We start from the raw sequence: 20,891 nt of genomic DNA, 5'->3' as shown, positions 1-20,891 counted from the left end.
ACCTATACGTCATAAAAAGTACATAGTTGAGGATAATTAATCATCTGTACCCTTTCTTAGGAAAGGTGGGCTTCCCAATGACCGAGATGAAAAGCAACCGCCTCGCTTTTTTCAAGTGACATTCTCTTTTTTCAATAACACAAAAGGGTACATAAGTCATTAAACTTATGTACCCTTTTGAAGAATTTTCAATTCTTATTTTACCGGCACTACTGCACCTTTCCATTCTTCTAAGATGAAGTCTTGGATTTCTTTCGAAGTTAATACTTCTAATAATTTTTTAATTTCTGGTTTTGTTTCATCACCTTTACGTACAGCAATGATGTTTACATATGGAGATTCTTTGTCTTCAAGAGAAATAGCGTCTTCGATTGGGTTTAAGCCGTTATCAATAGCAAAGTTAGAGTTGATTAATACTGCATCACCTTCGTCATTTTCATACATTTGTACAAGCATTTCTGGTGCAGTATTCGCATCGAATTTAAAGTTTTTAGGATTTTCTTCAATATCCTTTAATTCAGCTGCTGTTTTATCAATACCCTCTTTTAGTTTAATTAAGCCTTTTGCTTCTAATAATGATAGCATACGACCATGGTCGGATACTGAATTAGAAAGTAAAATTGTTGCTCCTTCAGGAAGGTCCTCTAATGATTTATATTTTTTAGAGTAAATACCGATTGGTTCAATATGAACGCCACCTGCATTAACGAAATCATAGCCATTGTCTTTAATTTGTAACTCTAAGTAAGGAATATGTTGGAAATAGTTTGCATCAATTTCTTCTGACTCTAAATCTTGGTTTGGTAAAACATAATCTGTATATGGTTCAATCTCAAGATCAATACCTTCTTTTGCTAAAATCGGTTTTGCCTTTTCTAAAATAACAGCATGTGGTGTGTTAGAAGCACCTACTTTTAATGTTACGTTTTCTTTGCTATCTGATTGATCATCTGATGCTGAATTTGCATCTTCTTTTTTATCAGTACCACAAGCTGCTAAAGCTAGGACAAGTATTGATAAAAATAATCCTGCCAATAATTTCTTCATTTATGACACTCCCTTTTACTTTGTTTGAAATATGTTAGCGGTAAGAACCGGAATAACCTCTAATGCCTTTCTAGCGTTTATCGATTTTATCGGTAATGACATCACCAATCCATTGAATGATAAATACAACTACTAAGATCAAAATAGTTGCCATTAATGTCACATCTTGGCGATTTCGTTGGAAGCCATCAAGGAAAGCTAAGTTTCCAAGACCACCTGCACCGATAATCCCTGCCATTGCAGTATAACCAACAAGTGCTACAGCCGTTACGGTAATACCAGAAATCAGAGCTGGTAATGATTCAGGGATTAGGACTTTCCAAATAATTGTGGACGTTTTAGCCCCCATTGAACGAGCTGCTTCAATGACACCTTTATCAATTTCGCGTAATGCAATTAAAACCATACGTGCGTAAAATGGAGCTGCACCAATAATTAAGGCTGGTAAAGCCGCATTTGCTCCACGAATTGTCCCAAGTAAAAACTTCGTAAATGGAATTAATAAAATAATTAATACGATAAATGGAATGGAACGGAATATATTAACGAGTGACCCCGTTAAAAAGTTAACAATTTTATTAGCCCATAACTGATTAGGACTTGTTAAAAATAGCAAGATACCAATAACCAATCCAAGAATAAATGTGACAACTGTTGAAATAGCTGTCATATACAATGTTTCATACGTAGCTTGCCACATATTTTCCCAGTCTACGTTCGGAAAGAGATTAGTTAGCATTTGCGATCACCTCCGTTTGAACTTCGACTGTATTTAAATAATGTAGGGCATCAGCCACATTTTCCTTAGAACCATCAATTTGCACAATAAGTGTACCGTATGCTCCATTTTTCGTTTGCGAAATATTGCCATGAACAATGCTTACTTCCACATCGAATTTTTTAACAAGATGTGAAATGACGGGCTGTTCCGTTTTTTCACCAACAAAGATCAGCTTGACAAGTTGACCAGTTGGGTAGTTTGCTTTGATCTGTTCCACTGTATCCTTTGTTTCTTTTGTGTCGGTAATCTGGGCTACAAATTTCTTAGTAATAGCTGCTTGTGGTGCTTGGAAAACTTGCAACACCTCACCACGCTCTACAATTTCACCAGCCTCCATTACGGCTACACGATGACATATTTTACGGATAACGTGCATTTCATGGGTAATCAATACGATCGTTAACCCTAAACGTTCATTGATATCAACTAGTAAGTCAAGAATAGCATCTGTCGTTTCAGGATCCAGTGCAGATGTTGCCTCATCACATAGTAAAACTTCTGGATTATTAGCTAATGCTCGTGCAATCCCAACTCGCTGCTTTTGACCACCTGAAAGCTGTGATGGGTATGCCTTATCACGTCCTTCTAAACCTACAAGTGAGATTAACTCTTTCACACGGCCTTCTCGTTGAGCTTTTGGAACACCTGCAATTTCCAGAGGGAAAGCGATGTTTTCAGCAACTGTTCTAGACCAAAGTAAATTGAAATGCTGGAAGATCATACTTACCTTTTGTCTAGCAGCTCTTAACTTTTGCCCTTTAATGGATGAAAATTCTAGATTGTTTACTGTTACCGTTCCTGTTGTCGGTTTCTCTAATCCATTTAATAAACGAATCATGGTACTTTTACCGGCACCACTATAGCCGATGATGCCAAAGATTTCACCTTTATTTATAGTAAGGTTGACGTCTTTGACTGCCGTTAATTCGCCATTTGCTGTTTTGTATTTCTTCGTAATATTTTGAAGCTGAATCATAGCGAATACTCCTTTTCTTATATAAAAAAACCCCTTCACTCATAGACAAGTAGAAGGGGTCACGTATGATACGTTAAACCGTTCTCTCATCTTTCAAAGAAAAATCTTTGGGTGATTTGGCACCTTTTCACATGGTGATGGTTGCCGGGCTTCATAGGGCACTTCCCTCCGCCGCTCTTCATAAGAGTTCGATATATTTAATGTTTTAGTAATATATTTGATACTTTACCACGCTAGTAATGTTCAGTCAATTGATTTTTTTAACAATTCGTACAAAAAAGGTACAGATTGAAAAGCATAAATTTTATCTGTCACTTTCCCGCCATCAGTAACAAGTAAACATGGGACACTTTCAATTTGATGCTCATAAGCAATCTGCTCTAGAAAGTTGATATTTGCTTTGCCGATTTGAAGCTGTGGCAGCAATTGTTCAATAACTGACAGCATTTTTGATGCCACCGCACATGTTCCACACATCGGTGTATATAAATAAAATGCAGCTTTTTCACCCGACTGTATAGCCGCTTCCCACTGCTCTTTTGACCATTCTTCCATTGATTTCACGCAACCTTACAAAATATATTCATTATGGATTGAGAAATGAGCGCGCAATAAAATCATCGCTAACACTTTTCTTGGTGTTGTCTCTACTTCCTTATATGTTGGCATTGTACGTAAATGCTCAGCCTCTGGATAATGTCTGTCCATTAATGCACGTAGCTTATCGCCAGACGTATCTGCATCAAAAAAAGTGAAAAGCTCACAGCCCTCATAAGGATCGAGTAGCTCTTCTAATTGATGCACACCAATTGTACCATTCGTACAAAGTATTGTAACATTCTCATTTAAAATAGGCTCAATTTGTAGCTTATCTGAGCGTCCTTCTACGATCAAGCATTTTCCCTCGAACATTACGCCACCTCCAATTAGACATCCCCACTTATAAGTCATTATATAACAAAAAACGCCGGTAGTTTCCGACGTTTTTCGATTATAGCTTGTCTTATTCAGCGATCATTTCTTCGTATTGCTCTGCTGTCATAAGTTTTTCAACTTCAGATGCATCAGCAGGCTCAACAACGATCATCCATGCTTTTTCATATGGTGATTCATTAACGAATTCTGGGCTATCTTCTAAATCTGCATTGACTTCAACTACAGTACCTGAGATTGGTGCATATAATTCAGAAACAGTTTTAACTGATTCTACGCTACCGAATGGATCATCTGTTTTGATTTCGTCGCCAACCTGTGGAAGCTCAACGAAAACGATATCTCCTAATTCAGATTGTGCGAAGTGAGTAATACCAATACGTACTTTTCCATCTTCTACTTTTACCCATTCATGTTCTTCAGAGTATCGTAAGTCTTTAGGTGTGCTCATGCAATAAACCCCTCCATAAATATGTAATATATTCACTTTCAGTGTGCCATACTTCTCCTATAAAAACAAGATTCAATTACACCTCTAGGTAATTGAAAGCATATTTTTTCGAGTTCGCTTCAAAAATTAGAAACATCCATCGGAGACATTATTTTCATTCAGATCATGCCTTACACTTCCAAATAGAGGTAAGTCCTCATTACGATCAAGACGGCTATTTCCAAGTTTGCTCAAAATCAGCTTCTTTAAACCCTAACGTTACTTTTTTTCCATCAGTCACGATAGGTCGTTTAATTAACATACCATCAGAAGCAAGTAGCTCAAGCTGTTCCTCTTCCGTCATATCAGCCAGCTTGTCCTTTAAACCAAGCTCACGATATTTCATACCAGATGTATTAAAAAACTTCTTTAAAGGCATTCCACTTGCCTGCCATAAAGCTGTTATTTCTTCCTTTGTAGGTGGTTGCTCTACAATGTGTACCTCTTCATAGGAAACTTCATGATCATTTAACCACTTTTGCGCTTTTTTACATGTTGTACATTTAGGGTAATGGATAAATTGAATAGTCATTAATATGCTCCTCTACTGTCTTTTTCTGTAGTATACCATCATAATTGTTTTGAATGGAGGAACTTCTCTCATTTTCATCAGTCTATCCATCTGTTTTGCTTTTTTAACCGTCACTTTTATGATTCTCTATTTTTCAATTTATTGGTATCGCAAAAACTAGCCACCCAAAAGAGGATAGCTAGTTTGCTACATTGATGATTAAACGATATATTTTTCTGCTTCGATTAATTTTACAGATGCTTCACGTTTTTTCGCAATTAAGTTGTATGGGTTATTGCGAGTTAGCTTACGAAGCGCAGATAATGTCATACGCGCTGCATCACCATCTGCTGAAGCAAGAATTGTATCTTTTGCTTCTTTTTCGATTTCTGCAAATGCTTCTTGGCAGAAGATTTGTGTATAAAGCAATTTTTGATGTGCTTTTTCAGCGCCATCACGAGCAATTGCTTTTTCTGTACGTAAAACAGCCGATTCCATCGCAAATAATTGGTTAGCGATATTCGCAATATTCACTAATACTTCCTGCTCCTGATCAAGCTTTGCACCAAAGCGTTGCGCTGCTAAACCTGCTGCTAATACAGCAATCTTCTTCGCATTTTTCACTAAATATTTTTCTTGAGCAAGTGGCTCTGTACCGATATCTTCTGGCATTAACATTAGAAGCTCTTGCTGTAAGTTTTGGGCAACCTGTAATAGTGGTAACTCACCTTTTAGCGCCTTTTTCATAAATGTGCCTGGTACAATCATGCGGTTAATTTCATTTGTACCTTCAAAAATTCGATTGATACGAGAATCACGATAAATACGCTCAACCTCGTATTCAGCCATAAAGCCATAGCCACCATGTAGCTGTACTGCTTCATCTGCAATGTAATCTAGTGTTTCTGAACCAAACACTTTTGCAATAGAGCATTCAATTGCGTATTCTGCGATAGCACCTGCAATCACTTTTCCTTGCTTTTGCTCTTCAAGGCTTAACTGACTTAAACGATCTTCAAACAGACCAACCGTACGATAATTTAAAGATTCCGATGCATACAGTTGAGAAGCCATTGTTGATAATTTCTCTTTAGTAAGATTGAAATCAGAAAGCTTTGTTTTAAATTGCTGACGTTGGTTTGTGTATTGAATTGCTAACTCTAATGCACGTTTAGAGCCACCAATTGTGCCCACACCCAGCTTATAACGACCAATATTTAAAATATTAAACGCAATTACATGCCCACGGCCAATTTCACCCAATAGATTTTCTACAGGTACTTCCGCATCTTCTAACACTAATGTACGAGTTGATGATGATTTAATCCCCATTTTCTTCTCTTCAGGGCCAACTGAAACGCCGTTGAATGCACGTTCTACGATGAATGCAGAGAATTTATCGCCATCAATTTTCGCGTAGACAACAAACACATCTGCAAAGCCTGCATTAGTAATCCATTGCTTTTCACCATTTAAAATATAATGTGTTCCTGCATCATTAAGCTTCGCAGTTGTTTTTGCTCCAAGGGCATCTGAACCCGAACCTGGTTCTGTTAATGCATAGGCTGCAATTAACTCCCCAGAGGCAAGCTTAGGTAAATATTTTTTCTTTTGATCTTCATTACCGAAAAGAACGATTGGTAATGAGCCAATCCCCACATGAGCGCCATGTGTAATAGAGAACCCACCTGCAACAGACATTTTCTCAGCAATTAAAGCAGAAGAAACTTTGTCTAATCCAAGCCCATCGTATTCTTCTGGTACATCTGCTCCAAGTAAACCTAATTCGCCTGCACTTTTAAGAAGACGCACTGAATGCTCAAATTCATGGTGCTCTAAGTTTTCAACTACTGGTAATACTTCATTTGCTACATATTCCTCTGTTGTTTTAGCAATCATTTTATGCTCATCAGTGAAATCTTCTGGTGTAAATACACGATCTAATTCCACATCTTCAATAAGAAATCCGCCGCCTTTAATGAAATCAGTTGTTTTTTCAGTCATGTTTAATTCCTCCCAATGTATCTATTTTGATTGTCTAATCCCCTAATAAGTGACACCTCAGCGCCATAAATTCATCGTCCCTATAAAGAGATAGCTGACGCTTCGATTGCACTCCAAAAACCATGTTTCTTGGCTTAACATATCTATAGAAAAGCTTGATGTATACAATGTTCGGAGGCAACCGTAAACAGTACACCTCAAGCTTATCTAGCAAATTATTAAAGAATTTCAAATACCCCAGCAGCGCCCATACCGCCACCAATACACATTGTCACTACGCCATATTTCTTACCTTGGCGTTTCAATTCATGAATAAGCTTAAGTGTTAAAATGGCCCCTGTTGCACCAAGCGGATGACCTAACGCAATGGCTCCACCATTTACATTGACTTTTTCTTGGTCGATCCCTAAATGACGTACGACCTGTAATGATTGAGAAGCAAATGCTTCATTGATTTCCCATAAATCTATATCCTCTATGGATAAACCTGCGATTTCTAACGCTTTTGGTACAGCAACAATTGGACCGATCCCCATTACTTCGGGCGGTACCCCTCCAACAGCAAAGCCTAAGAATTTTGCCATTGGCGTTAGCCCTTGCTTGACAGCTTCTTCACGGTCCATTACGAGTACAGCAGCAGCACCATCAGAAGTTTGAGAGGCATTACCAGCCGTTACACTACCTTTTACATGGAAAGCTGGACGTAGTTTTGCTAAACCTTCAACAGATGTACCTGGACGTACCCCTTCATCCATACTAAATGTGAATTTTTTCACTTGTGGTTTATTTTGATCATCTACATAATGCTGTTCCACTTCGATTGGTACAATTTCATCATTGAATTTACCTTCTTTAATGGCCTTTTCAGCAAGCTCATGTGAGCGAACAGCAAAAGCATCCTGGTCTTCTCGACTAACATTGTACTGGCGAGCCACTTCCTCAGCTGTATGGCCCATCCCCATATAATATTGTGGAGCCGTTTCAGCTAACGTTGGATTTAGGCGTGGTGTATTTCCCACCATTGGCACCATACTCATAGACTCTACACCACCAGCAAGAATCGCTTTGGAATGTCCGAGCATGATTCGTTCTGCCGCATAGGCAATCGCCTGTAAACCTGACGAACAAAATCGATTAATCGTTAGAGCAGGTGTTGTATCTGGTAACCCAGCAAGTGCACCAATACTACGTGCTACATTCATCCCCTGCTCCGCTTCTGGCATCGCACAGCCTAAGATTAAATCATCAATCGGTCCTTCATAGCCCGCTCTTTTCAATGTTTCTTTGACTACAACAGCACCAAAATCATCTGGTCTCACCGTTGCTAATGAACCTTTTTTTGCTTTTCCAATTGGAGTTCGTGCTCCTGCTACAATAACGGCTTCACGCATCCTATTAATCCCCCTTTGTTTCATGTGCAAGATTGATCTATTTCGTCAATTAATTACGAAGTGGTTTACCTTTTAACAGCATGTGTTGCATTCTTTGCTGTGAAAGTGGATCAGCAACAAGGCTTAGGAACGCCTCACGCTCTAAGTTTAATAAATACTGTTCATCAACTAATGTGCCGTATGGAACCTTACCACCTGCAATAACATAAGCTAATTTTTTAGCAATTTTTAAATCATGTTCACTAATAAAGCCTGACTCAAACATCCCTTGCGCACCGATGAGTAATGTACCGTAACCTGATGCACCGACAACAGGCACTTTTGTAGGTACAGGTGGTTGATAGCCTGCTTCATAAAGCGCTAAAGCCGCTTGCTTTGCATCATATAATTGATGATCTGGGTTAACGGAAATACCATCTGCAAAGTTTAAGAAGTTATTTTCACGTGCTTCTTCGCCAGAAGTTGATACCTTAGCCATCGCAATTGTTTCAAATACTTTATTGGCAATATGTTGATAGTCTACCTCTACGCCATTTGGCAAGCCCTTAAGGAATTTTTGATAAAGCGCTTTATTTCCGCCACCGCCAGGAATTAAACCAACGCCTACTTCAACTAAGCCCATATACGTTTCCATCGTTGCTTGGATATGCGCAGCTGGTAGACAAACCTCTGCTCCACCGCCTAATGTCATCGCAAAAGGTGCTGCCACAACTGGCTTACGGGAATATTTAATTTTTTGCATAGCATCTTGGAATGACTTAATGACGAAATCTAGCTCGAAGATATTATCATCCTGTGCTTCTACTAAAATCATTCCTAGATTTGCGCCAACGCAGAAGTTTTTCCCTTGGTTACCGATAACTAGGCCCTTGTAGTTAGCCTCTACTTCATCTATTGCAAAGTTAATCATTTGGATAATATCTAACCCAATTGCATTCGATTGTGAATGGAATTCAAGTAATGCGATACCATCCCCTAAGTCTATTAAACTAGCACCTGTATTTGATTTAATGACACCATGCTTTTTCTTATAACGTTTTAAATTAATCTCTTTTTCATTAACTGGCACTTTCACATATTGTGACCCATTGTAATAAGCTAAATCGCCATCTATTTCAGAATAGAATGTCTCAAAACCATTTGCCAGCATCTCTTTAACAAATGCAGGTACATCACGACCTTCTGACTCCATTTTCGCTACAGAGTCTTTTACGCCAAGAGCATCCCATATTTCAAATGGTCCTTGTTGCCAGCCGAAGCCCCATTTCATGGCATTGTCAATGGCTACGATATCATCCGCAATTTCACCATGTAGCTGAGCAGAATAAATTAATGTTGGTGCAAAAATTCCCCATAATAGCTCACCTGTACGATCCTTCGCATATGTTAATGCTTTGACTTTATTAGCCAAGCCTCGCGTTTGTTTTGCCATTTCAATAGAAGGAGTTTTCAACTTTTTCACCGGGCTATAAGTTAAAGTTGTTGGATCAATCTCATGTATGTCCTTACCTTGTTTAAAGAAGAACCCTTGACCAGATTTAGCACCTAGCCAGCCATTCGCGACCATTTTCTGTAAAAACTCTGGTACAGCAAACACCTGCTGCTCCTCACCTGTTGTTTGATCGTAAACATTTTTAGCTACATGAATAAATGTATCTAATCCCACAACATCCAGTGTACGGAAAGTGGCAGATTTCGGACGACCAATAAGTGGACCTGTTACAGAGTCTACTTCACCAACAGAATAACCACCTTTTAACATTTCCTGTAAAGTTATAAGTAAACCATACGTTCCGATACGGTTCGCAATAAAGTTTGGAGTATCCTTTGCTAATACAACACCTTTCCCAAGCACATCTTCCCCAAACGTTTTCATGAAGCTAACTACTTCAGGCGCAGTTGTATTAGCAGGAATCACTTCTAATAGTTTTAAATAGCGAGGAGGATTGAAAAAGTGCGTTCCAAGGAAATGCCTTTTAAAGTCGTCTGAGCGTCCCTCTGCCATTGCGTTAATACTAATTCCTGATGTGTTTGAACTGATAATTGTTCCTGGTTTACGAACAGCATCAATTTTTTCATAGAGACTTTGTTTAATTGGTAAATTTTCAACTACAACTTCGATTATCCAATCTACATCTTTTAGTTTCCCTAGATCGTCTTCAAAGTTGCCAACCGTTAGTAGTGATAAATTTTTCTTAGAAGTAAGTGGTGCTGGCTTTTGCTTTAATAACTTTTGCAAAGCTCCGTTTACAATACGATTTCTTACAGCTGGATGCTCTAAAGAAAGACCCTTTGCCTCTTCCTCTTGCGTCAGTTCCTTCGGTGCAATATCTAATAGTAATGTTGGTATACCGATATTGGCTAAATGTGCTGCAATTCCAGAGCCCATCACCCCAGAACCTAGAACAGCTGCTTTTTTAATGTTGTAAGTCACAAGCAATTCCCCCTTATTCTCCCATTGAATGAATAGCCATTCATTTTTTGGCCAAAAAAATATCAAGTGTACCTTAGTGTTTTTTCGTCCTGTTGTTGGATGAAATTCATTCCAGGCAACTAAGCCCGACTAAGGCTTATCTTCGTTCTTAACTCACTTTTTAATGAATGAAGATAAAACTACTTTTCTGTTTTTAGTGTAGATTATTTTGTCTAATTTAGCAATCTTTTTTCAAGAATTATTTTTGCAATATACATCTTTTTCTGTTTTTTACGAGCTAAAAGCAGACAATAAGTAGCAATCAAAACGGCCAAACAGAAAACTTTCAGGTTAAGAGAAAAATGTGTAGAATGGAAAACAAGGAGAGTGAATATATAATGAAAACAATTACTACAGCAGATCAATTTAATGAACTAATCGCGGGTGACCAAAAAGTACTAGTGAAATTTTACGCTGGCTGGTGCCCAGATTGCACACGAATGAACATGTTCATCGATCCAATCATTGAAGAGTACAACCAATATGACTGGTATGAGCTAAACCGTGATGAGCTTCCAGAAATTGCAGACAAATATGATGTAATGGGAATCCCAAGCTTATTAATTTTCCAAAACGGTGAAAAACTTGCACATTTACACAGTGCCAATGCAAAAACACCTCAGCAAGTAACAGAATTTTTATCTGCTCAACAATAAAGAGCAAAGAGCTGCATTTCATTTTTGAAATGCAGCTCTTTTTAAAAGGAGATTGTTATGCACAAACAATTAGTTCTACTCGGTACATCACAATATGATACATCGATTGCACCAAGATTCCGTCAATCTGCCTGTGGACCTACTACTATTCACGTTATATTAAACTTTTTGAACAAATCAGCCCCTTCAATAAATGAACTCTACAAGCTGCTCGGTGGCACAAAAATTGGCTTATTTAAATGGCGACTTATCCACAATCTCCATCGACTATATCCAACTTGGGATATTCGAAATTGTTCATTAAAAGAAGCTTTACAGGAGATTGACGCCGGTCGTCCCGTTGCTATGCGTTTTGATCGTTACTTTAGCCTTCAATGGCGAGATAAAAAATCGACCTTTGCCTATCATTGGGTACCGCTAATTGGCTATGACATAAAAAATGGCGACCTATCGTTAATTTTTCATGATAATGGTAGACCTCATCATGAAAGTACTATTCGTCGAGCTTTCTATAAAGATAATGAGAAGGTGTTATCGTTTGTTAAAATTAAACCTCAATAGCGCTTATTTATAAAAAATAAAAAGCAGAGCATATTACTATACTCTGCGTTCATTGTTAAATAAGGGAATACAAGGAGCGTGCGTGCTTGGCGATTAGCGTGTAGCCACTCTCTTCTATTTCTTTAAAAATATGTGGTTCATAGCTTGGTAACGCTAGGCTTGCAAAATCTGCTTCAATTGGTACATCGGTTTGAATAGTTGCAAGCTCATGGGATAATTTTAGCATGTCCAAATTTTCCTGGATTTTTGTGCGTTGGCCTGGCTTTAATTCACCAAGTGATTCTAGAATCTTGTCAATTGAGCCATATGTTTGAATGAGCGTCAATGCTTGCTTCGGACCAATACCCTTGACACCTGGATAGCCATCACTAGTATCGCCCATAAAGGCTTTCACCTGTGCAAACTGCGTTGGCTCTATACGATATTCTTCTTTAAAGCGTGTATGTGTATAAATATCGTACTCTGTGTAGCCCTTTTTCGTAAAGGCAATTTCTGTAGAAGGTCTTAAAAGCTGAAGCAAGTCTTTATCCCCACTAATAACCGTAATATCTGCCTCATCCTGCCATTTAGTAATCATGGAACCAATTAAATCATCTGCTTCCATACCCTTCACACCGAAATTTTGCCAGCCAATTTGCTGCGATAATTTTTTCGCCATATCAAATTGAGGCAGCATTTCCTCTGGTGGGGCTGGGCGATTTGCTTTATAGCCATCAAATAAATCATTGCGGAACGTATGTGCCCCCATATCCCAGCAAACAGCCATATGCGTTGGCTTCATAATTGATTGTGCTGTTAAAACATGACGTACAAATCCTTGGGCCCCATTCGTCGGTGTCCCATCTGCCAAGCGAATAAAATGTCCCATTGCAGCTGAGGCAAAAAATGAACGGAATAACAGTGCCATACCGTCAACAATCAATAGTTTTGGTTTTGTTGTCATATAATTTCCTCTCTATTACAAATACAAAGTTTGTATAAAATAAAATGTTTCCTATTTTACATTATAACAAACTTTCACTAATCAGCATTGTCAATACACGGAAATACTATTACTTTACGGCGTAACCTTCCCTTTTTTTGAAATACGATTACGGTGATCAAGTTGAATGCCTGTTAACCACTGTAAAAATGCTGTTACCCCAATTTTAACGGTTTCCGGACGTAGCATTCCTTCCTTAGGATCAGCATAAACAAAATCAATATGACGAACTCCTTCATTTTCTCCAATCAGCTTGAGAATATCAAATAATTCGTAGGCCGTTAAGCCACCTGGTGTTGCTGCAGGAACGTCACGAGCAAACATAATATCTAGAGCATCTAAATCTACTGAAACATAAATACGATCTACTTCATACATCAGCTGACGAAGCATTTCACGAATTGTGAGCTGTATACCATCTCGTCGCATTTGCTTTAACGTAATCATATGAATCCCTTGCTCTCTTGCGTAATGAATCATTTCAGGTGAATTGAAAAAGCCATGCAAACCGACATTATACACATGTTTCCCCTCAACAACTCCTGCTGCCATTAACTGATGAATGGGAGAATCTTGTGCTAAACCAACCTCTTCTTGATTCCTTGCATCTAAGTGTGTATCAATCTGAATAATGCCAATCCGATCTTGCGGAAAAGCATTTTTTATACCTCTTAAGGAACAGGCAGTAACCGCATGATCTCCTCCAATCAAACAAGTAAAGCTTTTTTGAAAAGCAATACTTAAATTTTCCGCTGCTGCTTCGATGGCAGATTCAGAAAGCATACGATCTTGTTCATGAATCGCCACATCTCCTATATCCACGACTGACAGCGCACGTAAATTAACCTGTTCATCTAAATTATATGATTGAAAACTAGGCCACACTTTACGAAATTCAGTTGGATATTGCGCTTTTGTTGATCCTCCACTGGCATACGATAAAAGCGCACCATAAATTACAATATCCACATCATTTGGATTCGGATTAGCTTGCTGCTTTATCCATTGATGCATTGCTGATCCATTTTCTTGCTTCCACTGGCATTCCGGTTGAATAAACATTATTCTCTACCACCCTTCATATCTTTTCCATCCAAGTTAAATTGACCTACATAAATTTTTACTTTCCGCAAAATGTCCTACCATAAAATTTCTACTATTATAGTACCATTCGTACATTCATTTTCGTCATTGTTTTACTTTTTTCCTCTTTTCTTTTGAAATTTCTCAATTAGACAACAAAAAAGCAAACTAGAAACCAATCTAGTTTGCTTTCAATAACGAAAGGGTGATTTTCATATTGTGAGTTGGTCTTATATCTTTCATTTATAGTGAGGATCACCATAGTTAGGTGCGTTTTGTTCAGATTTTGGAGCAGTTACCTCCTCTTTTGGAGCGCTTTGTCAACACTTTCGAGCAGTTACCTTCTCTTTTGGAGCGACTTGCCACACTTTGGAGCGGTTACCTTCTCTTTTGGAGCACCTTGTCCACACTTTCGAGCGGTTACCTTCTCTTTTGGAGCGCCTTGCCCACACTTTCGAGCGGTTACCCCCTCTTTTGGAGCGCCTTACCCTCACTTTCGAGCGGTTACCTTCTCTTTTGGAGCGCCTTGCTCACACTTTTGAGCGGTTATCTCCTCTTTTGGAGCGCTTTGTCCTCACCTTCGAGCGGTTATCTCCTCTTTTGGAGCACCTTGCTCACACTTTCGAGCGGTTACCTTCTCTTTTGGAGCGCTTTGCTCACATTTTCGAGCGGTTACCTTCTCTTTTGGAGCGCCTTGCCCACACTTTCGAGCGGTTACCCCCTCTTTTGGAGCGCCTTGCCCACACTTTTGAGCGGTTACCTCCTCTTTTGGAGCGCCTTGCTCACACTTTTGAGCGGTTATCTCCTCTTTTGGAGCGCCTTGCCCTTACTTTCGAGCGGTTACCTTCTCTTTTGGAGCGCCTTGCCCTTACTTTCGAGCGGTTACCCCTCTTTTGGAGCGCCTTACCCTCACTTTCGAGCGGTTACCTTCTCTTTTGGAGCGCTTTGCCCTTACTTTCGAGCGGTTACCTTCTCTTTTGGAGCGACTTGCCACACTTTGGAGCGGTTACCCCCTCTTTTGGAGCGCCTTGCTCACACTTTCGAGCGGTTACCCCCTCTTTTGGAGCGCTTTGCCCTCACTTTCGAGCGGTTACCTTCTCTTTTGGAGCGCCTTGCCCTCACTTTCGAGCGGTTACCTTCTCTTTTGGAGCGCCTTGCCCTTACTTTCGAGCGGGTACCACAACCTTTGGAGCGGTTACCTCATCAAAACTATTTCTGCTGTTTAAAGTGGCTTTGGCATAGCTCAGCAACTTCATGCATGGAATAACTTTGAAAATTGTATTGGCTGCGCAACTCTTGATAATAGCGTAATAGCTCTTCCAGCATCGCTAAATTTTTATCAATGTGCTTGCCAAAGTTATGAGGGTGCCACCATAAATGATAAAATGCTTGCGCCTTTGCAGCTTCGAGCATACTTTCCTTAATACGTTTTACTTTTAACCCTTCGAATACGCGCAATGGACCACAATAAGGCCTTAAAAAGGCACTTGACCGAATATTAATGAGCTGCGCCTCTTGCATTTCTGCTAGAGTTGCCATATGGTGTCCGGTTAGATTCCAATAGCTATCTAGCCATTTCTTTGCTCCGAAAAGTCTGCCCTTCTTCGTAAACTTTTGAGCTTGATACAATGTATGGTTTTCAGTTCCTCTGTAGCAAATATAGCCAGCTTCTGAACACGCTGATAAATAGTCTTTGTTTATTTGGTTACGTGGAAAGACAATGGATTTCATCGGAGCGATATATCCTTCACTAATTGTTTTTGTAGCATGTAAATCGGCACGAAAAGCTGCCTCTGTTTGCCCCTTTTCCAAGCAATAGAAATGGGAGAAGGTATGACTTCCTATTTCCTGATGTGGTGTACGTTTAATATCCTCGATTAAAGATTTACCAAAATGTAAAAGATCCTCTTGTTCATTTTCGCCTACTTTTGCTAGCTGTGTATGTGCAGCAAAGCGCATATTTTCATATTTCACAGGGATACCTCGTAAATAATGAGCCATTTCTGCCTTTGATTCTGCAAACAATAATCCGACTGTAGCCCAAGTCGCATGAATGTCATATTGCTCAAATAACGTTAGTATTCTGGGCAAGGCTTTACGTACACCATATAGGTTTTTATTGTATTGTCCATATCGAAAAACGTCATGGACACCCCAATTTAGCTCAAAATCTAATGAAATAACGAGACCCCCACCATTCATGTTGCTACTTCCTCCATTTTTGTACACCTAATAGCAGTGCACGTATTTTTGATTGGGTGATGTAGCCTGAGTAGACATGGACAATTTGGCCACCAAAGCTTAGTTTAAAGGCTCGTACATTATGACTATTTGTTAATTCACCCATATCATATAAAACAAAACCTTGCTCCTTTAAGTGGAGTAGATTATGCCAGATTAAAAAACGATTGGCATAACGGATCGGTCGTTTTAAATGTGAAGGCATAGCTGATGCATGACAAGTAGCCTCGTAAAAAGACATCGCTCTTTTCTCATGAACAATATCTAATCGATAGCACAGTGTTTGTCCACAAATACTCTGGATCTCGGATAATAATAATGCACCCTGTTCATTTAGGAGCATGAGTGTTTCCATTTGTGACTTGCCAATTGCTTCAAGCTTTTTTCTTTTGGCAAACTGATTGTAGAATTGCTGGAAGGCTCGCAAGTTGTCCATCGAGGGCTCTTTGTACAAAATAACTTGATAAAATTCTTTTTGGGCCCGTCGAAGGATTTTACGATTCCCTTCTGAAAGTGCTAAATATAACGAAAGCTCATGCTCTTGCAAATGAATGTGAACCGTTTCGCTTTTTACAAGCTTTCTGCTAGGTACAAGTGAATGTGTATAGCCTACAACTTTCATTGAGTTTCGAACATTTGCTGGCTTTTCTAGAAGATAAAAATGCTGCATTGCGATATTCCATCGCTTACTTTTAATGGACAGAATGAACATCGCCCCCACTCTCCGTATATTTTTCTACACGATTTCGCTCAAAGCGAGCGAATTTAAAATGTTTCATTCGAGAAATAGGTTTATAGCCTAGCTGTACTAAGCGCTTACGCTTACGCCATTGCCAAAAGCTTGCCGTTACCCATAGTGTTTGTGCCGGTTTTATTTTTCGAAAATAAGCTGTAATAATATCGATTTGTTTGAAAACATCATAGGCTAAAAAATAGGTCTGCTTCGGTAACGGTTCTATAATCCGCAATGAATCGACTCGCCAATTTGTGGCATGTAACGCAAAGGCTGGTTTATTCGTTTCTGCAAAGGAGTCTTTATAAATCGTATATCCCTTATAAAAGAGGGCAATGACTTCCTCCTGATCAAGCTGCATCGCTTCCTGAATCGACATTTCTTCAAATAAGTTACCAACAGGCTGCTGTGGCGATACATCCTCTGAGGGAGTTAATTCATACAGCTCCACTTGTTTCATACGAACAAATTTTTCTACGAATTGTTGTCCATATTCTAGCCAATCTTTTAGCTTTCCATACTTTACTAAAAAACGTAACTGGCCTAGTGAATTACGCTTCCAGTCCACAATTCGCTGATTACTTTTTACGTATTCCTTAAGTCGTTGCTTTAATGATAAAAATCCTGTCAGTAAATTTGTACGTTTCGAACCACTGCTGGCAAGCATATGCCTTGTAAAATCAATGCTAGAGCGCCAGTCAAATTTATAAGGCTCATAGCCAATACTCATATCAAATAGGCGATAATTGGCTGCGAACGTTCGCTGAATGGTTTCCTGATTGACGATACGTCCAGCACCAAATAAATTAAATGTTGGCTCATGTGCAAGAGCGTAAGTTACATAACGCCCCCGACAGCAAAGTCCATATGTGAAACCAATCCACTGATTTTCAAAGACAAGTGCATCGACCTCCACCTGTAAGGCCTCTCCCTTTAGCATTGTTAAACGTTCAAAAAAGTCTCTTTTCTTGCCCTTTGTAAATTCACTTGTATCAAGCTTTTTTGCCCAACGACGATTAAATAATCGAAACATTTGCCAAAGCTCGTCCTGCGATGGAGCACGTCTTTCTAATGAGCCTAAATTTCGTAGCTTTCGTTCGCGTCGATCGACACCATGCATTTTTCGTCGTTGATTGAAATGATGTTGAAAATCTACTTCTGAAAATGCTAGATACGGTGTCACTACACGGAATATGCTTGTACGTAATTGTCTTTCAACAAAATATTGCTCCAAGATTTTAGTAGATGCTTTACTTTCTAATAAGCCATGGAGAGAAAAAACAACGTGTCGATATTTTTTAATCAGCTCATCAAATATAAAGGTCGCTGCTTGGAGTAACCACTGTTGTTTAGCGACTATCCCGGTATAGTTAGCAATCTGTTTACCTGCAAATGTATACACCCTTATTCCCCATCGAATAGACACCGTAAAGGGGAAAAAGGCGATGATTGTCCCCTCATGTTCAATGGCATAAAGCTCTACACGTTCTTTACGTCCAACAATTTGCCACCAATTATAAAACCAAGCAAATTCTATAAATGGGTTATCATTGTCCTCTGCTTCTAAAATGGCATCCCAAATTTCCTTGTACCACATAAGCTCATCATCAGTTCTAATGCGAATTAATTGCAATTTAATCCCCTTTCTTCGCTAGTTCTGAAACAGCTTGCTGATAGACCATTATTGTTTTTTGATACATAGGGGTAAACGTGAAATACTGCAAATAACGGCATTCACTTACATTCCCCATTTGTTGCCTTAAATCGGCATCTATTATTAGTTGGTGTAGCCTCTGCTTTAATAATTCAAAATTATCTCGTTCTACTAAAAATCCATTACCATGATCTTCTACAAGCTCTTTTACACCACCTACATTTGTTGCAATAATAGGGAGACCTACACGCATCGCTTCAATAATAGAAATCGGCAAGCCTTCCCAATCTGACAACAAGACAAAAATGTGGCTTTTCTCAAGATAAGAATGGACATCTAATTGATTGCCTAAAAATGTTATACGTGCTGTTAAACCAGACTGTTCAACAAGTTTTTCTAAGTCAGAACGTAGTGAACCATCTCCAATTAGTTGAAGATGCCATGGAATATGCGTCAGCTCCGCCAAAGCCTTGAGTAAGATATCCTGCCTTTTTGGCACTTCAAAACGAGCAACCATAACAATGATTGGCTGCTCCAAAAATGTTCTTTCAGTTGTTGTCCTTTTCTCTATTAGATCAATGCCATTATGAATTGTCAGTAATTTATGTGCAGGAGCCACCTCCTTCATTAGTGCTAATTCTCGATCGTATTCGGATACCGTAATAATTTTTGTAGTAAATAGCTGAACAGATTTTTCCATCCGATGGTATAGCAGCTTTTTCTTTTGTGGAACACCTTCTGTAAAACTCCAGCTATGTGCTGTAAAGATAGTTGGAATTCCTAGTAAACTACCAACTATACGACCTATGATACCTGCCTTGGATGAATGGGTGGCTACTACATCTGGTTGTATTCGTTTAAAGACAGCTCTTAATTGCCAGAATGATCGAAAGTCTTTCGCTAAATGAATCGCTCGTTGTAAGGAAGGTATATTGATGACGGGAATTTGCAGTTCTTGCAAGCTCCACAGTGATGGCTGATAGGAGCCCGTTACAACTGTCACCTCATGTCCATCTTGTTGTAATTGGATAGAAAGTGCCTCCACATGTTTTTGAGCACCTCCGACCTTATCCATTCTTGTAATAAGCTGAACTATTTTCAGTACTGCCACTCCTTATTTTTTAATAAGCACCCGTTCTTGCTACGATGACATAAATAGTCTTCAACATAATTTGAATATCCATCCAAAAGGAGAAATTTTCAACATATTCAATGTCATACGAGATTTTTTGTCCATGTGATATATTCGATCTACCATTTATTTGAGCAAGCCCCGTCAATCCTGGCTTTACCTCCAGTCGCCGAGCTTGTAAAGAGTTATAAGCATTTGTAATCGTTGGAACTTCCGGGCGTGGACCTACAATGCTCATATCACCCTTTAGCACATTTAAAAGTTGTGGGATTTCATCAATACTTAGCTTTCGAAGGATAGCGCCCACTTTTGTGATACGTGTATCTTGATTCGTTTTAAAGTAATAATCATCAGGGATACCATTAGCACAAATAGTCGGCATATTTACTGGAACTGCCTGAATACACATTGTTCGTAGCTTCCAAATCACAAAGCGGTGATGATCGAGGCCAGTTCGTATTTGTTTGAAGAAAATGGGGCGACCCGTTGTCATGAGTAAAATGAGAAAGACTATTAGCATAAGAGGAATCGTTATAAAAAGTAAAATTAAAGCCCCAATAATATCAACTATTCTTTTGCCGTACTGACCATAGAATGTGAGATTCTGAGCTGTCTGAACGTGCAATACATCATCCTTTGCATTTTTTTAGCACTTAACACTATATATTCATTTTGTACATTTCTAGAACTAGTATAGAAAAAGTGCTCCCTTTAAGAAAAAAAGAGTTATGTCAGCGTCATATGCTGAATAACTCTTTTTGCCGTATTATATGCTTGCTTCTAAAATTTGAACATCACATTCAATCAAAACATTCCCCTTCACCGCTTTACTTATCATACAAGTCTGTTCCGCCTTGTGTGCTAAGCGCTCTATTCTTTTTGCAAGATGTTCCGATAGCTCTTGGACAACAATCGTTGGTTTATGGACAATTTTTTCATAAGTAAAAACGCCATTTTCTACGCTTACAAACCCATGAGCCTGCATGGATAAAGACATCACATCTATTTCCGATCTTTCAAGCAGAGCAGCTAAGGTGATTAAATAACAGGTTGCCGCTGCACCTAAAAGCATTTCATCTGGATTTGTACCAATCCCTGGACCATTCATTTCCTGAGGAATAGATATTTGCGTTTGTAAATTGCTTGATGTTATGTTCCCTGTCCCATTTCTTCCATCCGCCCAAGTTAAATCCATTGTAAATTTATGCTGAACCATCGTTTATATCCTCCTTTATTTTTGGCT

20 protein-coding genes and 1 riboswitch are annotated in these 20,891 nt (G+C 39.0%); of the genes, 2 read left to right on the top strand and 18 right to left on the bottom strand.

Features of this window, described 5'->3' with window-relative positions; genetic code table 11:
- Nucleotides 1-195 precede the first annotated feature (195 nt).
- The 10 genes from ABC382_RS20385 to ABC382_RS20340 form a co-directional block, all read right to left on the bottom strand.
- A complete protein-coding gene (locus ABC382_RS20385) occupies nucleotides 196-1,047 on the bottom strand; it encodes a MetQ/NlpA family ABC transporter substrate-binding protein (RefSeq protein ID WP_313470977.1) in 852 nt (283 codons plus the stop codon).
- Between the two features lie 70 nt (nucleotides 1,048-1,117).
- Nucleotides 1,118-1,786, bottom strand: coding sequence for a methionine ABC transporter permease (locus ABC382_RS20380; protein ID WP_312505881.1), 669 nt, complete (start codon nucleotides 1,784-1,786; stop codon nucleotides 1,118-1,120).
- Nucleotides 1,776-2,804 carry a methionine ABC transporter ATP-binding protein gene (locus ABC382_RS20375; protein WP_322611051.1) on the bottom strand — a complete coding sequence of 343 codons (1,029 nt, stop codon included), beginning with the start codon at nucleotides 2,802-2,804 and terminating at the stop codon, nucleotides 1,776-1,778. The genes ABC382_RS20380 and ABC382_RS20375 overlap by 11 nt, the downstream gene beginning before the upstream one ends.
- Nucleotides 2,805-2,887: 83 nt before the next feature.
- Nucleotides 2,888-2,991, bottom strand: a riboswitch (SAM riboswitch).
- 56 nt (nucleotides 2,992-3,047) lie between these two features.
- Nucleotides 3,048-3,359: a thioredoxin family protein gene (locus tag ABC382_RS20370; RefSeq protein WP_274794283.1), complete on the bottom strand. Its 312-nt coding sequence runs from the start codon at nucleotides 3,357-3,359 to the stop codon at nucleotides 3,048-3,050.
- A gap of 15 nt (nucleotides 3,360-3,374) precedes the next feature.
- Complete coding sequence (locus ABC382_RS20365) at nucleotides 3,375-3,716, bottom strand: toprim domain-containing protein (RefSeq protein WP_004228229.1); 342 nt, start codon at nucleotides 3,714-3,716, stop codon at nucleotides 3,375-3,377.
- Between the two features lie 91 nt (nucleotides 3,717-3,807).
- Nucleotides 3,808-4,188, bottom strand: coding sequence for a glycine cleavage system protein GcvH (gene gcvH / locus ABC382_RS20360; RefSeq protein ID WP_004228227.1), 381 nt, complete (start codon nucleotides 4,186-4,188; stop codon nucleotides 3,808-3,810).
- Between the two features lie 214 nt (nucleotides 4,189-4,402).
- Nucleotides 4,403-4,759: an arsenate reductase family protein gene (locus ABC382_RS20355; RefSeq protein ID WP_274794284.1), complete on the bottom strand. Its 357-nt coding sequence runs from the start codon at nucleotides 4,757-4,759 to the stop codon at nucleotides 4,403-4,405.
- A gap of 198 nt (nucleotides 4,760-4,957) precedes the next feature.
- The gene (locus ABC382_RS20350) at nucleotides 4,958-6,742 is read right to left on the bottom strand and encodes an acyl-CoA dehydrogenase family protein (protein WP_322611052.1); all 1,785 of its coding nucleotides are present in this window, start codon (nucleotides 6,740-6,742) and stop codon (nucleotides 4,958-4,960) included.
- A 218-nt stretch (nucleotides 6,743-6,960) separates the two neighbouring features.
- Nucleotides 6,961-8,133 carry an acetyl-CoA C-acetyltransferase gene (locus ABC382_RS20345; protein WP_274794286.1) on the bottom strand — a complete coding sequence of 391 codons (1,173 nt, stop codon included), beginning with the start codon at nucleotides 8,131-8,133 and terminating at the stop codon, nucleotides 6,961-6,963.
- A 49-nt stretch (nucleotides 8,134-8,182) separates the two neighbouring features.
- Nucleotides 8,183-10,567: a 3-hydroxyacyl-CoA dehydrogenase/enoyl-CoA hydratase family protein gene (locus ABC382_RS20340; protein WP_322605887.1), complete on the bottom strand. Its 2,385-nt coding sequence runs from the start codon at nucleotides 10,565-10,567 to the stop codon at nucleotides 8,183-8,185.
- A 350-nt stretch (nucleotides 10,568-10,917) separates the two neighbouring features.
- Here ABC382_RS20340 and ABC382_RS20335 point away from each other — a divergent pair, with 350 nt between their 5' ends.
- A complete protein-coding gene (locus tag ABC382_RS20335) occupies nucleotides 10,918-11,262 on the top strand; it encodes a thioredoxin family protein (protein ID WP_274794288.1) in 345 nt (114 codons plus the stop codon).
- Nucleotides 11,263-11,319: 57 nt separating this feature from the next.
- Nucleotides 11,320-11,823 (top strand): C39 family peptidase, encoded by a 504-nt coding sequence (locus tag ABC382_RS20330; RefSeq protein WP_322611053.1) that lies wholly within the window; start codon nucleotides 11,320-11,322, stop codon nucleotides 11,821-11,823.
- A 55-nt stretch (nucleotides 11,824-11,878) separates the two neighbouring features.
- Here ABC382_RS20330 and ABC382_RS20325 read toward each other — a convergent pair whose 3' ends face one another.
- The 8 genes from ABC382_RS20325 to ABC382_RS20290 form a co-directional block, all read right to left on the bottom strand.
- A complete protein-coding gene (locus ABC382_RS20325; protein ID WP_312505890.1) occupies nucleotides 11,879-12,766 on the bottom strand; it encodes a 5'-3' exonuclease in 888 nt (295 codons plus the stop codon).
- 114 nt (nucleotides 12,767-12,880) lie between these two features.
- Nucleotides 12,881-13,867 carry an agmatinase family protein gene (locus tag ABC382_RS20320; protein WP_274794291.1) on the bottom strand — a complete coding sequence of 329 codons (987 nt, stop codon included), beginning with the start codon at nucleotides 13,865-13,867 and terminating at the stop codon, nucleotides 12,881-12,883.
- Nucleotides 13,868-15,097: 1,230 nt separating this feature from the next.
- On the bottom strand, nucleotides 15,098-16,090 hold the full coding sequence (locus ABC382_RS20315) for a polysaccharide deacetylase family protein (protein WP_312505893.1): 993 nt from the start codon (nucleotides 16,088-16,090) through the stop codon (nucleotides 15,098-15,100).
- Nucleotides 16,091-16,094: 4 nt separating this feature from the next.
- Complete coding sequence (locus tag ABC382_RS20310) at nucleotides 16,095-16,841, bottom strand: hypothetical protein (RefSeq protein WP_274794294.1); 747 nt, start codon at nucleotides 16,839-16,841, stop codon at nucleotides 16,095-16,097.
- Nucleotides 16,822-18,495, bottom strand: coding sequence for a GNAT family N-acetyltransferase (locus ABC382_RS20305; protein ID WP_274794295.1), 1,674 nt, complete (start codon nucleotides 18,493-18,495; stop codon nucleotides 16,822-16,824). Before ABC382_RS20305 ends, ABC382_RS20310 begins: the two co-directional genes overlap by 20 nt.
- Nucleotide 18,496: 1 nt before the next feature.
- Nucleotides 18,497-19,627 (bottom strand): glycosyltransferase family 4 protein, encoded by a 1,131-nt coding sequence (locus tag ABC382_RS20300; RefSeq protein WP_322611054.1) that lies wholly within the window; start codon nucleotides 19,625-19,627, stop codon nucleotides 18,497-18,499.
- Nucleotides 19,628-19,637: 10 nt separating this feature from the next.
- The gene (locus ABC382_RS20295; RefSeq protein WP_322611055.1) at nucleotides 19,638-20,273 is read right to left on the bottom strand and encodes a sugar transferase; all 636 of its coding nucleotides are present in this window, start codon (nucleotides 20,271-20,273) and stop codon (nucleotides 19,638-19,640) included.
- 141 nt (nucleotides 20,274-20,414) lie between these two features.
- Entirely contained in the window at nucleotides 20,415-20,864 is a 450-nt protein-coding gene (locus ABC382_RS20290; RefSeq protein ID WP_274794298.1) for an SACOL1771 family peroxiredoxin, read from the bottom strand.
- Nucleotides 20,865-20,891 lie beyond the last annotated feature (27 nt).

Origin of the sequence: Lysinibacillus phoenicis, assembly GCF_047238325.1 — a bacterium.
Lineage (GTDB): Bacteria > Bacillota > Bacilli > Bacillales_A > Planococcaceae > Lysinibacillus > Lysinibacillus irui.
Note: the sequence above shows the minus strand (reverse complement) of the source record. Positions and strands in the feature narration are given on the sequence as shown.